The 584-nt window shown below is 70.5% G+C and carries 1 protein-coding gene; it reads right to left on the bottom strand.

Annotated features, from left to right (window positions below; translation table 11 throughout):
* Window positions 1-291 (bottom strand): alkaline phosphatase (locus tag AC1DSF_RS30595; protein ID WP_478184069.1); only part of this gene is annotated, 291 nt, incomplete at its 3' end.
* Window positions 292-584: the final 293 nt, after the last annotated feature.

Genomic DNA, 584 nt, shown 5'->3' with positions numbered 1-584 from the left:
GTCCGTCACCAGCGCGGGGGTCTTCGTCCCCTTCTCCACCGCATACGTGGAGACCGCGCCGGTGAACGGCATCCGCTCCATGTTGAGCTTGCCGTCGGCGCCGTAGAAGCGCTCGCGCGCGGCGGTGACGTGGGTGCGCCCCATGCCGTCGCCGAGCAGGTAGATGACGTTGCGGACGTCGCCGCCGCGGTCGCCGCGGTCGGCCAGCGCGACGTTCGCCGTGATCCCCGCACCCGCCAGGAGCCCGCCCGACAGGGCCAGCACCGTGGCGGTCTTCCAAGTCACTCTCACCGCGGTTCTCCTCGAACCCTCGGCGCGCGAAGGACCCGAATGCCTGCGCACGCGCCCTTAGCGGGCGCCGCGACGTTACGAGGCGTCGGTGAACGCGTCCGCGCGGTCGGGTGACGCGGTGCGGAACTTCGGGTGGGACGGAACGGGCGGAACGCGTCCCGCAGGATTCACCCGGGCAAGTCCCCTGGTCGGCCCAGCGGTGCCGGCCGCGGCACCCGACTTTAAAGGTTGCGCAAACACTGAAGTATCATGGTGGCCCGGGTTGTCGTCCTCGGAACCTCGGAGGTTGGCCA

Source organism: Variovorax sp. 01N429 (genome assembly GCF_056399425.1).
This window is presented reverse-complemented; position numbering and strand designations above follow the sequence as displayed.